The 11,796-nt window shown below is 65.7% G+C and carries 17 protein-coding genes; 8 read left to right on the top strand and 9 right to left on the bottom strand.

Annotation, left to right across the window (positions count from 1 at the left end):
- The first annotated feature begins 342 nt into the window (after positions 1-342).
- The 6 genes from nrdH (at position 343) to ACEN9V_RS15385 (ending at position 5,652) form a co-directional block, all read left to right on the top strand.
- Positions 343-576: a glutaredoxin-like protein NrdH gene (gene nrdH / locus ACEN9V_RS15360; protein WP_022904483.1), complete on the top strand. Its 234-nt coding sequence runs from the start codon at positions 343-345 to the stop codon at positions 574-576.
- A 101-nt stretch (positions 577-677) separates the two neighbouring features.
- Positions 678-1,094 (top strand): class Ib ribonucleoside-diphosphate reductase assembly flavoprotein NrdI, encoded by a 417-nt coding sequence (nrdI, locus tag ACEN9V_RS15365; protein ID WP_413601016.1) that lies wholly within the window; start codon positions 678-680, stop codon positions 1,092-1,094.
- Positions 1,095-1,111: 17 nt separating this feature from the next.
- On the top strand, positions 1,112-3,217 hold the full coding sequence (gene nrdE, locus ACEN9V_RS15370; RefSeq protein WP_281265711.1) for a class 1b ribonucleoside-diphosphate reductase subunit alpha: 2,106 nt from the start codon (positions 1,112-1,114) through the stop codon (positions 3,215-3,217).
- A 100-nt stretch (positions 3,218-3,317) separates the two neighbouring features.
- Positions 3,318-4,319 (top strand): class 1b ribonucleoside-diphosphate reductase subunit beta, encoded by a 1,002-nt coding sequence (gene nrdF / locus ACEN9V_RS15375; protein WP_413601017.1) that lies wholly within the window; start codon positions 3,318-3,320, stop codon positions 4,317-4,319.
- Between the two features lie 502 nt (positions 4,320-4,821).
- Positions 4,822-5,106 carry a hypothetical protein gene (locus tag ACEN9V_RS15380; RefSeq protein WP_413601018.1) on the top strand — a complete coding sequence of 95 codons (285 nt, stop codon included), beginning with the start codon at positions 4,822-4,824 and terminating at the stop codon, positions 5,104-5,106.
- Between the two features lie 60 nt (positions 5,107-5,166).
- A complete protein-coding gene (locus ACEN9V_RS15385) occupies positions 5,167-5,652 on the top strand; it encodes a GNAT family N-acetyltransferase (RefSeq protein ID WP_413601019.1) in 486 nt (161 codons plus the stop codon).
- Positions 5,653-5,720: 68 nt separating this feature from the next.
- Here the strand turns inward: ACEN9V_RS15385 and ACEN9V_RS15390 are convergent, their stop codons facing one another.
- The 3 genes from ACEN9V_RS15390 to ACEN9V_RS15400 all read right to left on the bottom strand — a co-directional run bounded on the left by ACEN9V_RS15390 (position 5,721) and on the right by ACEN9V_RS15400 (position 7,443).
- Complete coding sequence (locus ACEN9V_RS15390) at positions 5,721-6,008, bottom strand: antibiotic biosynthesis monooxygenase family protein (RefSeq protein ID WP_413601020.1); 288 nt, start codon at positions 6,006-6,008, stop codon at positions 5,721-5,723.
- Positions 6,009-6,028: 20 nt separating this feature from the next.
- Entirely contained in the window at positions 6,029-6,895 is an 867-nt protein-coding gene (locus tag ACEN9V_RS15395; protein ID WP_413603072.1) for a cation diffusion facilitator family transporter, read from the bottom strand.
- Between the two features lie 185 nt (positions 6,896-7,080).
- Complete coding sequence (locus ACEN9V_RS15400) at positions 7,081-7,443, bottom strand: ArsR/SmtB family transcription factor (protein ID WP_413603073.1); 363 nt, start codon at positions 7,441-7,443, stop codon at positions 7,081-7,083.
- 135 nt (positions 7,444-7,578) lie between these two features.
- Between ACEN9V_RS15400 and ACEN9V_RS15405 the strand changes: the two genes are divergently transcribed.
- The gene (locus ACEN9V_RS15405; protein WP_413601021.1) at positions 7,579-8,124 is read left to right on the top strand and encodes a hypothetical protein; all 546 of its coding nucleotides are present in this window, start codon (positions 7,579-7,581) and stop codon (positions 8,122-8,124) included.
- A 325-nt stretch (positions 8,125-8,449) separates the two neighbouring features.
- On the opposite strand, the gene ACEN9V_RS15410 is transcribed toward ACEN9V_RS15405, so the two are convergent.
- The 4 genes from ACEN9V_RS15410 to ACEN9V_RS15425 form a co-directional block, all read right to left on the bottom strand.
- Complete coding sequence (locus tag ACEN9V_RS15410; protein ID WP_413601022.1) at positions 8,450-8,707, bottom strand: hypothetical protein; 258 nt, start codon at positions 8,705-8,707, stop codon at positions 8,450-8,452.
- The gene (locus ACEN9V_RS15415; protein WP_413601023.1) at positions 8,704-9,132 is read right to left on the bottom strand and encodes a hypothetical protein; all 429 of its coding nucleotides are present in this window, start codon (positions 9,130-9,132) and stop codon (positions 8,704-8,706) included. Before ACEN9V_RS15415 ends, ACEN9V_RS15410 begins: the two co-directional genes overlap by 4 nt.
- Positions 9,133-9,222: 90 nt before the next feature.
- Positions 9,223-9,651, bottom strand: a complete 429-nt coding sequence (locus ACEN9V_RS15420) for a hypothetical protein (RefSeq protein WP_413601024.1) — start codon at positions 9,649-9,651, stop codon at positions 9,223-9,225.
- 74 nt (positions 9,652-9,725) lie between these two features.
- Positions 9,726-10,112 (bottom strand): SdpI family protein, encoded by a 387-nt coding sequence (locus ACEN9V_RS15425; protein ID WP_413601025.1) that lies wholly within the window; start codon positions 10,110-10,112, stop codon positions 9,726-9,728.
- A 25-nt stretch (positions 10,113-10,137) separates the two neighbouring features.
- On the opposite strand from ACEN9V_RS15425, the gene ACEN9V_RS15430 reads away from it, so the two are divergent.
- Positions 10,138-10,980 carry a serine hydrolase domain-containing protein gene (locus tag ACEN9V_RS15430; protein WP_413601026.1) on the top strand — a complete coding sequence of 281 codons (843 nt, stop codon included), beginning with the start codon at positions 10,138-10,140 and terminating at the stop codon, positions 10,978-10,980.
- A gap of 84 nt (positions 10,981-11,064) precedes the next feature.
- Here ACEN9V_RS15430 and ACEN9V_RS15435 read toward each other — a convergent pair whose 3' ends face one another.
- Complete coding sequence (locus ACEN9V_RS15435) at positions 11,065-11,490, bottom strand: PRC-barrel domain-containing protein (protein ID WP_413601027.1); 426 nt, start codon at positions 11,488-11,490, stop codon at positions 11,065-11,067.
- Between the two features lie 69 nt (positions 11,491-11,559).
- Positions 11,560-11,727: a hypothetical protein gene (locus ACEN9V_RS15440; protein ID WP_413601028.1), complete on the bottom strand. Its 168-nt coding sequence runs from the start codon at positions 11,725-11,727 to the stop codon at positions 11,560-11,562.
- Positions 11,728-11,796 lie beyond the last annotated feature (69 nt).

The following is an 11,796-nucleotide window of genomic DNA, read 5'->3' on the forward strand; positions in this document are numbered from 1 at the left end:
CCCGTCCGGGGGAGGCGTCGGCCGCGACCCCGATCCGGCACGACGGCGACACGCCGATGCGCTCATTCCACACATGTGGATCGAGGCTTTCCACGGGTGTGGGGAAATGTCGGTGGTCGGCCGCAAACTGGCGGAATCACGGGGCTCGCGGGAATCCACAGACTGTGGAGGGCGTTGTGGAGAACTACACGGCTGTAACACTTCCTCTTGTGGTCGGTGCCGTGGTCGGCCACTAGATGTAGTGTGGAGTCCATCGCAGCGGCCCCTTCCCGGACACGTCTGCGCACAGGCATCAGCACCACCTCCACAGCACGAAACAACCAGCAAGAACCAGGGGAGATCATGGCCGTCACCGTCTACACCAAGCCGTCCTGCGTCCAGTGCACCGCGACGTACCGGGCCCTCGACAACAAGGGCATCCAGTACGAAGTGCACGACGTCTCGACGGACGAAGCAGCGCTCGAGCACGTCAAGAGCCTCGGCTACCTGCAGGCCCCCGTCGTCGTCACGGACGACGACCACTGGTCGGGCTTCCGTCCCGACAAGATCGCGACCCTCAGCGCCGAACTGGCGTAGTCCGCCGGGTGGTCGGTCCGAGCCCGCTCAGGAGGCTCGGATCACCACCCGCAGACACCCTCCGGTCCGTCAGCCACGCACCTTGTCGTAAGGAGCGAACCATGAGCCGACTCGTCTACTTCTCGAGCGTGTCCGGGTACACCGCACGCTTCATCGAGAAGCTCGGTCGCGATGCTGACCGGATCCCGCTCTACCCGAGCGAACCGTTCCTCCACGCGGACGAACCGTACGTCCTCGTGCTGCCCACCTACGGGGGAGGCAACGGCGACGGGGCGGTCCCCAAGCAGGTCATCAAGTTCCTCAACGACGAACACAACCGGTCACTGATCCGGGGAGTCATCGTCGGCGGCAACACGAACTTCGGCGAGGCGTACGGCCTCGCAGGGGACGTCATCGCACAGAAGTGCCACGTCCCCGTGCTCTATCGATTCGAACTCTTCGGAACGCCTGACGACGTGCAGGCGGTCAACTCAGGATTGGATGCATTTTGGACGCAGCAGTTGCAGACGTCGATCTGACGTCGCCGACGACGGGGATGGACTACCACTCCCTCAACGCGATGCTCAACCTCTACGACGCGGACGGCAACATCCAGTTCGACAAGGACCGGGAAGCCGCCAAGCAGTTCTTCCTGCAGCACGTCAACCAGAACACCGTCTTCTTCCACAACCTGAAGGAGCGGCTGGACTACCTGGTCGAGAACGAGTACTACGAGCAGGCGACGATCGACCAGTACTCGCTGGACTTCATCCAGAAGCTGAACGACCTGGCCTACTCGAAGAAGTTCCGGTTCCAGACCTTCCTCGGTGCGTTCAAGTACTACACCTCGTACACGCTGAAGACCTTCGACGGCAAGCGCTACCTGGAGCGCTTCGAGGACCGCGTCGTGATGACCGCCCTCGGCCTCGCACAGGGCAACGAGCAGCTCGCGATCGACCTCGTCGAGGAGATCATCGCCGGCCGCTTCCAGCCAGCGACCCCCACGTTCCTCAACACCGCGAAGGCCCAGCGCGGCGAGCTCGTCTCCTGCTTCCTCCTCCGCATCGAGGACAACATGGAGTCGATCTCGCGCGGCATCAACTCCTCGCTGCAGCTCTCGAAGCGCGGCGGCGGTGTGGCCCTGCTGCTCTCCAACATCCGCGAGGCCGGCGCCCCGATCAAGCAGATCGAGAACCAGTCCTCGGGCATCATCCCCGTGATGAAGCTGCTGGAAGACTCCTTCTCGTACGCCAACCAGCTCGGTGCCCGCCAGGGTGCCGGTGCCGTGTACCTGTCGGCGCACCACCCGGACATCATGCGGTTCCTCGACACCAAGCGCGAGAACGCCGACGAGAAGATCCGCATCAAGACGCTGTCCCTCGGCGTCGTCGTGCCGGACATCACGTTCGAGCTCGCGAAGAACAACGAGGACATGTACCTCTTCTCGCCGTACGACGTCGAGAAGGTCTACGGCGTGCCCTTCGGCGACGTCCCGATCTCCGAGAAGTACCGCGAGATGGTCGACGACTCGCGCATCAAGAAGACGAAGATCAAGGCGCGCGACTTCTTCCAGACCATCGCGGAGATCCAGTTCGAGTCGGGCTACCCGTACATCGTGTTCGAGGACACGGTGAACAAGGCCAACCCGATCAAGGGCCGGATCAACATGTCCAACCTGTGCTCCGAGATCCTGCAGGTCAACACCCCGACGACCTTCAACGAGGACCTGTCCTACAAGGAGATCGGCAAGGACATCTCCTGCAACCTCGGCTCGCTGAACATCGCGCTGACGATGGACTCGCCGGACTTCGGCAAGACCATCGAGACCGCCATCCGCGGCCTGACCTCGGTCTCGCAGATGTCGCACATCAACTCGGTGCGCAGCGTCGAGGACGGCAACGACAAGTCGCACGCCATCGGCCTCGGCCAGATGAACCTGCACGGGTACCTCGCTCGTGAGCGCGTCTACTACGGCTCCGAAGAGGGCATCGACTTCACGAACATCTACTTCTACACGGTGCTGTTCCACGCCCTGCGCGCCTCGAACAACATCGCCATCGAGACGGGGGAGACCTTCGACGGCTTCCGCGACTCGAAGTACGCGTCGGGTGAGTTCTTCGACAAGTACACCGACGCCGTCTGGGCACCAGCGACCTCGCGCGTCGAGTCGCTGTTCGCTGACGCCGGCATCGCGATCCCCACGCAGGACGACTGGAAGGCGCTGAAGGCGTCCATCCAGGAGCACGGCATCTACAACCAGAACCTGCAGGCCGTGCCGCCGACCGGTTCGATCTCGTACATCAACCACTCCACGTCGTCGATCCACCCGATCGCGTCGAAGATCGAGATCCGCAAGGAAGGCAAGCTCGGTCGCGTCTACTACCCGGCGCCGTTCATGACGAACGACAACCTGGACTACTACCAGGACGCGTACGAGATCGGTGCCGAGAAGATCATCGACACGTACGCCGCGGCGACGCAGCACGTGGACCAGGGCCTGTCCCTGACGCTGTTCTTCAAGGACACCGCCACCACGCGTGACATCAACAAGGCGCAGATCTACGCATGGCGCAAGGGCATCAAGACGATCTACTACATCCGTCTCCGCCAGCTCGCGCTCGAGGGCACCGAGGTCGAGGGCTGCGTTTCCTGCATGCTCTGATCGCTGACGCGATCATCTTCCGGACTGAAGGCTCGTGGCGAGCCCGCCACGAGCCTCCAGTCCGCTCCGTTGTTCCACACCACATCCCGGGAAGCACGCAATGACAGTCACCGATCCGGTCCACGCAACCGGCAAGGCCGTTCCCCTGATCCGCGCGGTCAGCGCGATCAACTGGAACCGAATCCAGGACGACAAGGACGTCGAGGTCTGGAACCGCCTCGTCAACAACTTCTGGCTGCCCGAGAAGGTGCCGCTGTCGAACGACGTGCAGTCGTGGAACACGCTCACGCCGGAAGAGCAGCAGCTCACCATGCGGGTGTTCACCGGCCTGACGCTCCTCGACACGATCCAGGGCACCGTCGGCGCGATCAGCCTGATCCCCGACGCGATCACCCCGCACGAAGAAGCGGTCTACACGAACATCGCGTTCATGGAGTCGGTGCACGCGAAGAGCTACTCGTCGATCTTCTCGACCCTGGCGTCGACGCCCGAGATCGACGACGCGTTCCGCTGGTCGGTCGAGAACCCGAACCTGCAGAAGAAGGCGCAGATCGTCCTCGACTACTACACCGGTGACGACCCCCTGAAGCGCAAGGTCGCCTCGACGCTGCTCGAGTCGTTCCTGTTCTACTCGGGCTTCTACCTGCCGATCTACTGGTCCTCGCGCGCGAAGCTCACGAACACCGCAGACCTCATCCGCCTGATCATCCGTGACGAAGCCGTCCACGGGTACTACATCGGGTACAAGTTCCAGAAGGGTCTCGAGGGCCTCTCCGAGGAGCGCAAGCAGGAGATCAAGGACTACACGTTCAACCTGCTGTTCGAGCTCTACGAGAACGAGGTGCAGTACACGCAGGACCTCTACGACCAGGTCGGGCTGACCGAGGACGTCAAGAAGTTCCTGCACTACAACGCGAACAAGGCCCTGATGAACCTCGGGTACGAGCCGATGTTCCCGAAGGAGGCCACGGACGTGAACCCGGCGATCCTGTCGGCGCTGTCGCCCAACGCGGACGAGAACCACGACTTCTTCTCGGGGTCGGGGTCGTCGTACGTGATCGGCAAGGCGGAGAGCACTGAGGACGAGGACTGGGACTTCTGAGTCTGGTCTGACCTACGAGAACGCCCCGCTGGCTTCGGCCGGTGGGGCGCTTTCCGTGTCCGTGTGTGTCTCAGATCGCAGCCTTGGCTGGGCTTCGTCAACCGGAATTGCTCGTCCGGCTGATCTCGGTACCCAAGGTTGTGCGCGTCATCCGACCTTGGGCGCCGACTCGCTCTCGCACCCTGCTCATGCGGAGACATCGGCGTGGACACCTTGTTTGGCAGTACGGACGGGCCACGTTGACTAGGGGTTGGCTCAGCGTTCGTGCGCCGCGAGGGATTCGTATGGCGTGCGTGAACTGAGATAGTTTGCGGACCACCTATGTGCGACGGCCTCGCGCCGGAGTAGGGACGTAGGAGTCTGGGGCCGTCCGCGCGGACGGGGTTTCATTGGAGGACCGGCCATCGGGCAGGAGCGGAGGGCTCCCGAAGGGGCATCCGCCTGATCTTCTACCGGCGGTCGGGCTTCTGACCGGTCATGGATGCCCGGGTAGCCTACGCGCATGACGTCCTGGTGGGATCGCACCGATCCAACTGACCGCCCAGAACTCACGAACCACGCTCCCGCGGGGCTCCTCGCATCATGGTGGAACGTCATCGCCGGGGCCGCGTTGCTCGTCGGCTTGCCGGTGATCGTGCTCAGCGGCGGCTTGAGCCCAGCGCACATCGCTTTCGCCCTGTTCGGCCTGGCGGTGATGGTGGCGATCGAGCTCGTCTTCTTACGGAAACTTCTACAGCGGATCGCGGGGAGGCGAGCCCTTCGAGCGGAGCGCGCCGACGAGGAGTGAGCGCGATGCCCGATGGCCGATCGACGACCGGACGATGATCGGGGTGGATAGCGTCATGTCGTGATCACGATCGAGACCGTCGCTCCGACCGCCGCCCTAGCAGCTGACATCGTTCGGGAGTACATGGCCGACGTCGCGGCACGGTGGTACCAGCGGACGGCGACAGACGACGAGCTGAGCCAGGCACTCGAAGACGAGCCCTACGGCGATCTGCAAGGGCCCACCGGCGTGCTGCTCGTCGCCGTCGAAAGCGGGCAACCCGTCGGCTGCGCCGGTATTCGCTTCCTCGGCAGCGTGGCCGAACTCACCAAGGTCTTCACGGTGCCGTCGCATCGAGGGCAAGGAATCGGCTCGCAGCTGCTGAGCGCGGCCGAGCAGGTCTGCCAACAGCGATCAATGGGTACGGTCCGGCTCGACACCCGCGGGGCCCTCGCGGAGGCGTGCGCAATGTACGAACGGAACGGCTACGAGCGGGTCGCGCCCTTCAATGACGAGCCGTACTCCGACCGTTGGTACAGCAAGACCGTTTCTGCGGGTGTCCTATAGCCGATCGGCTATCGAGACTCAGCAGCACCCGCGAAGACATGTGCTCCGCGGGTGCGATCGCTTGAGGGTTAGAGGGTGACGGTCTCGAACTCGAGGAGTTCCGCACCGGTGGCAACGGGGTTGCTGCCGCCGTGGTGCGCGCCGGCCTGGCCGCCACGCCACGCCTGGTAGGAGTCCTCGTCGGCCCAGGTGGAGACGACGAAGTAGCGGGCGCCGCCTGCGGTGGGGCGGAGGAGCTGGAAGCTCTCGAAGCCGGGCTGCCGCTCGACGTCATGGTTCCGGCCGACGAAGCGCGCTTCGAGGTCGGCGCCCTTGCCCTCCGGGACGGTGATGGCGTTGATCTTCACGACGGACATGGTGTTCCTCTCGATGGTGGTCAGTGCTGGTGTGCGTGTCCGGCGGGGGTGACGGTGAACTCATCGACGTTGCCCATCGCCTCGTGCACGTGCGCGGCGGCGTGCTCGGCGATGTGCTCGGCGTCATGCAAGGACGCTGCGGTGACCTCGACCGTGGCGGACCCGGTGAGGCGGTGGCCGACCCAACGGAGGCGGAGGTCCCGGACCGTCTCGACGCCGGCGGTGTGTTCGAGGGCGTGCTCGGCCTTGCCCAGGAGGGCGGGGTCGATGGCGTCCATGAGGCGCGCGCCGATGGACTTCACCGTCCCCCAGAGCAGGACCATGATCGAGACCGAGATGAGCAGGCCGATGATCGGGTCCGCGATCGGGAAGCCCAGGAGCACGCCGATCGCGCCCAGGACGACCGACAGCGACGTGAACCCGTCGAGGCGGGCGTGCACACCGTCCGCCACGAGCGCGGCCGAGCCAATCTTCTGGCCAACGCGGATCCGGTAGATCGCCACCGCCTCGTTGCCGGCGAAACCGATCAGGCCCGCCAGCACCAGCAGCCACGGATTCTCGATCGGCCGCGGGTTGATGAACCGGTCGATGGCCTGCCACCCGGCGACAACGGCGGAGAGGGCGACGACGAACACGATGAACATGCCCGCGAGGTCCTCGGCACGGCCGTACCCGTAGGTGTACCGGCGGTTCGCAACCCTGCGGCCGAGGACGAACGCGATCCACAGCGGCACCGCGGTCAAGGCGTCTGCGAAGTTGTGGATCGTATCCGCGAGTAGCGCGATCGACCCGGTGAACGCGACGATCACCGCCTGCAACACCGTCGTGGCCAGGAGAATGAACAGGCTGATCTTCAACGCGCGGACACCGGCGGTGCTGGCCTCCATCGCGTCGTCGATCGAGTCCGCCGAGTCGTGCGTGTGCGGTACGAACAGGTCGTACAAGAAGCCCTTCACACCGCCGTGTGGATGCGAATGCTCGTGCTCGCCGTGGTCGTGGTCGTGACCGTGACCGTGACCGTGACCGTGGGGATGGTCGTGGTCAGCGGGGACCGGCGCGTGCTCGTGGCCGGTCATGCGCCCTCCCGCTCCCCGCGGTGGTGCGGTGCCGCGCCGACGACGTGCTCGGCCTGCTTCACGGCATCGATCACTAGTTCGGACGCGTGCTCGTCAGTCAGCCGGTAGTAGACGGTGGTCCCCTCCCGGCGAGTCGACACCATCCGTGCGAGACGGAGCTTGGCCAGGTGCTGCGAGACGCCCGCAGCGCTCTTGTCAACGACCTCGGCCAGCCGGTTCACGGACAGCTCCTCAGCGCTACGCAGCGCGAGGATGATCTTCACACGGGTGGCATCCGCAAGCATCGCGAATACCTCCACCGCGAGCTCGACGTACTCGGATTCCGGACTCAATCCGCAGGGCTGCTTGTCTACGTGCACACGCAGATAGTACACAAGCATTGGACCGACCGTAGGGTCTCGATAGCCGATCCTCATAAGAGGCGTGCTGGTTACTCTTGAGCAGGTCAGCTCAGCTGTGAAGCGTTAGCGTGACTCCTGTCGTGAGGAGATCGGGTGGACGACGAGGCGAGAGAGCTGTTTCGTCTTGCGACGGCTGACCTGCGCGAAGTGGGTGCGGCCCTCGTACTAGGCCTCTGCAGTAGCAGCGACGTCATCGCGCTAGCGGCGGATTTCGTCGCGGAAGGACAGAACAGCCCGTCGCTGCTCGCCCTCGCCTCCCTCTATGCAAGCGCGACTTCTGCGGATGTCGTCGACCTCAGTTCAAGGGTCCTCACCGAAGCCGGCGTCCCACCGCTTGACCGAGATGGTGAGGAGATCCCGCTTCTCGCCCTGCGGGTCGCGTGCCGGCGCTTCCTGGACGGCGAGCTCGGCCTACGCGAGTTCTCCTCCTGGGCTCACAACAGCATCGGACACGATGGTCCCGAAGCGGCGCAGGCCCTCGTCGAAGTCGACGACGTGCTCGACGATTTGTACGCGACGCAGGGAATCACGGGCAGCTCCCAGCACCGCGCAGTCGAACGCCGCTACCGCGAGGAGGTCGCCCAGCTCGCTGCCACCTACCTTGCATCGACAGCCCCACGGCCGAAGCATGACCGGTAGCTGCGCTCTCCGTTCAACGATCCTCGGCTGAGACGAAGCCCGAGTCGCCCGCAGCGGCTTAAGCTGCGCGCTCCGTAGGGTTTTCGGATGCGCCGAGCTTGTCCAGCGTCGCACCCCGCGCAGGCGGGGCCAATCTGCAGGTGGAGCCCGGGCTGAGCTTGTCTGCGTCGACGAATCCGAGTGCGGTGGTTCATCGACCGTGTCGCTCGCGTCTCGAACGCTCCTCGCAAGTCGGTCGAGCTCCGCGATGTCGAGTGTGCCTCCAACGGGAAAGGAGGCGAGGGCCAGCAGTTGCTGGCCCTCTGGCCACCGGATGGAGAGCGGACTACTTTCGCGCCACGACTGCCGCAGCCTCGCTGATGGTGGTGCCGGGGTGAGATTCCCGGTACCGTCGGACGGCTTCGGGGTCAATCGGTCCCGTCGCCAGGGTGGTGGTGCTTCCGAGGATGGGCGAACCGAAGGCCGTGAAGCAGAGCGTCGCGAGTGCCAGGATCCCTGCGTACATCGGTCCGAAGAGCGAGTACGCGAGGATCGCCGCTGCGAGGCCGCCGAGCGTGATCAGCGCTGACGTTCGCCGTTTCACGAGAAGCACTTCTGCTTGACGGCCGCGATCCCGAGGAGCTCCGCCCCGAGAGCTGCCGCTGCCCCACCGAGGGCCTGGATCTTCTCCCACTTGAACGAGGCACCCCAGAACAGCTGCACAGCCTTTGCGACGCCTCCGAGGCCATCGATGAGCTTCTTGATCTTCAGGATCTTCGCTGCGGGGATGGCAGTGGAGGCGATCAACCACGCGATCGCGCCAGCGCAGCCGACGATGTCGGCTCGCGTGCCTCTGAGGAGTTCGAGATGATTCGCGGCCACCCAGCTGTGGGAGGCGGCATCGCCCGCCAAGAGAACGGGATCAGGAATCTCGCTGATCAGCTCGAGCCCCTGTTCGAGGTCGGCGCGACGATCGCCGCCTTGGTCGGTGTGATCGAGGTGAACGACTTCATCGTGGTCTCCTTCCAACGCCAGCTCGGATGCTGGAAGGCCAATACTTCCTACCAATGTGTGAAGTGTCAACGCTGAAACTTCAGCGTTGAGAGCGATTGCGGCGGGTCAAACCTCGCCGAGCACCTTCCGCCAGGCCGCCGTGAGCGTGGCGAACTCATCGTCGGAGACGAGATCACGCACCCCGGTCGCGAGCACCGCGGACCGCACGGCTTCCTCGGCGCCAGCGCGGTCGCGCAGGTGCGCGTCCGAGTGCCGCACCGCGCGTCCGGCCTCTTGCGCAGCCTCGATCTCCTCGACGCGTCCCGCAGCGCCAGCGGCTTCGAGCGCGTGCTGCCATGTGGCGACGAGGTCGGCGTTCGTGACCATCCGTCCGTCCGCCCCTCCCTGGATCGCGAGCGATGCGCTCGGTTCCGGCAGCAAGATCCCCTCGTCGGCCTTCCAAGTGACGTCGAGCGCCTCTGCCTCTTCGGCGGTGATCTGCCCGGCGCGGGCGATCATCGCCTGCAGTCCGGCGTTGCTGGTGGTGTCCGTCACGGTGCCCTCTCTGACCGACGCGTCCGCGTGGTCCCGTTCATCTTCCTGGACGCCTCGCTTCCGGCGTTCAGCGATCACACATCGCGGCGTGGGGGCTGAGGCGTGTCGACCGCGTCGCCCGATGCTCGGCGCACGGCCCTGTGTGCCGCTGGGATGGACAGGAGGGCTCCGCCCACGAGCAGGACCGAGGCGACGATCACCGACGACGGCGTACGAAGCGGGGCGATGAGGATGCTCAGCACGCACCAGGCGACGGTGATCAACCCAGAGATGAGCGTCGGACGCAGCGCGGCGCGGTGCCCTGTCCGCCAGGCCCGGTCGCTGGACATCGTGATCCTGGTCCGGACCCCCGCGAACCCGTTCCGACCCAGCGATCCGACTGCGGCTCGCCACGTCACCCAGGCGACGAGTACTGCTGCGCCGATCTCGGCCATCAGCGTGATCACCATTGCTCCAGACACGGCACCGACGCTAGCGTCCCGGAATGTGAACGGCAATGTACCTGGTGGACTGTGGCGTGCAAGTCTTCGTGCAGCCGATGGGTGGCGGACCGTCCGAGAGCCCAACGGGCCCTACGCTGACGCATCGTTGCTCGAGTGGGGCAGCATCACGAAAGGGCTCGTCGGGACGACAGCTTCGATCACCCTCGAGGTCGAGCGACCGGTCGCGGACTACCTCCCCGCTGTGCCCGATGCCGCGATGACCATCGCCGACCTCGTCCACCACACCTCCGGGCTTCCACGGGTGCCGGCAACGATCCGGGACAGTCTCTTCCGCGACCCGTACCGCTCGGCCGTGGGTGTTCCGCTGGACCTGGCAGCCGCGCTCCCGGTCTCGCCTCGAGGGCAGTACGTGTACCCGAACCTCGGGTACGCGCTCCTGGGTGCCGTCCTCGACGAGGTGCACGGGGACTGGTACGCCGCAGTGCGGGAACACGTCCTGCAGCCGGCCGGCATCACGTCGGCCGCGCTCGAGCCCGATCCGTCGGATCGCGTCATGCCGAGACTCCTCGGCCGCGCGATCCGGCCGTGGATGCTCGGTGCGGGGTCGTTCGCGGCGGCAGGTGGGGTGTGGTCGACGTTCGACGACCTCTGCCGCTACGCCGACTGGGCGCTCGAGCCAGGTGCCCCGAGCTGTCGCACCGTGAGTTGGCAGCGCTCGGGAGGAGCCGTCTGGATCAACGGTGAGGTTCGAGCCGCGGGGGCAGTGATCGCCAGTGCGGGTGGTGTCACCGCCGTGGTCCACGCGCTCGCGAAGGCTCCGGGCGCGGCTGATCGGATCGCCGCGACGCTCGTGGAGCAGGAGGTGCGGCGGACGCCTGAGGGGTGACCAGGAGACCAACGCGGCCCACCTGGCGGAGTCGAGTCGAGCCTCCAGGTCGGATCTGGAGCCCGGCCGAGGTGGGGAGCTTCGTCACGCCGGCGGCGTCGTCCCCGCGCCCTCGGTGTCGTCCGCGCCCGCCGGACCGGTACCGGCCTGGTCGAGGTTCTCGTGCGGATCGCCCATGTCGCCGGTCGCCTTGACTGCGGGGGACAGCCCGAAGTGTTTGCGCACGGCGTTTTCCTCGGCGAGGGACAGGGTGTTCCCGGCTCCGGGGGAGGGCGCGCCCTTGACCGCGCTCTTCGCGTACCCGACGTGCAGGTCCGTGCCGTCGAACGTGGCGTCCTCGACCGGGACGAGCGTGGTGTGACCCCCGAAGATCCCGGTCGCGACGCTCACGAACGCAGCGCTGCCGTCCGAGTCGGAAGGGAACACCTGCGCGACCTTGCCGACCGACGCTCCGTCGCGGTCCCGGACGGTCGCGTTCTCGATCTCGTGGATCGTGCTCTTGGTGATCATGGGCGTAGTCAACGCCCTGTGCCCGCGCGGGCCGGTCAGACTGCGATGTGCGTCACGGGGCTGACGGGGTCATCGTGGTCGTGCCGCGACGGCGAAGACCGCGGCCGCGATGCCGAGCACGACCAGGACCGACAGCCACGCGAGGCCGGGCAGGTCGAACAGGAGTATCGCCACCGCGATGGCGATGAGCACGACGGGTGTTGCGAACCACAGCGCGGTCCGGGTGTTGGCGTTCATCTGGTCTCCCTGTGTCGCGCGGACGCAGACGATGACCGACCTGGCGTCCGAGTTGGCTTCGGAGCGGAT

This window comes from Curtobacterium sp. Curtsp57 (assembly GCF_047324335.1).
Classification (GTDB): Bacteria; Actinomycetota; Actinomycetes; order Actinomycetales; family Microbacteriaceae; genus Curtobacterium.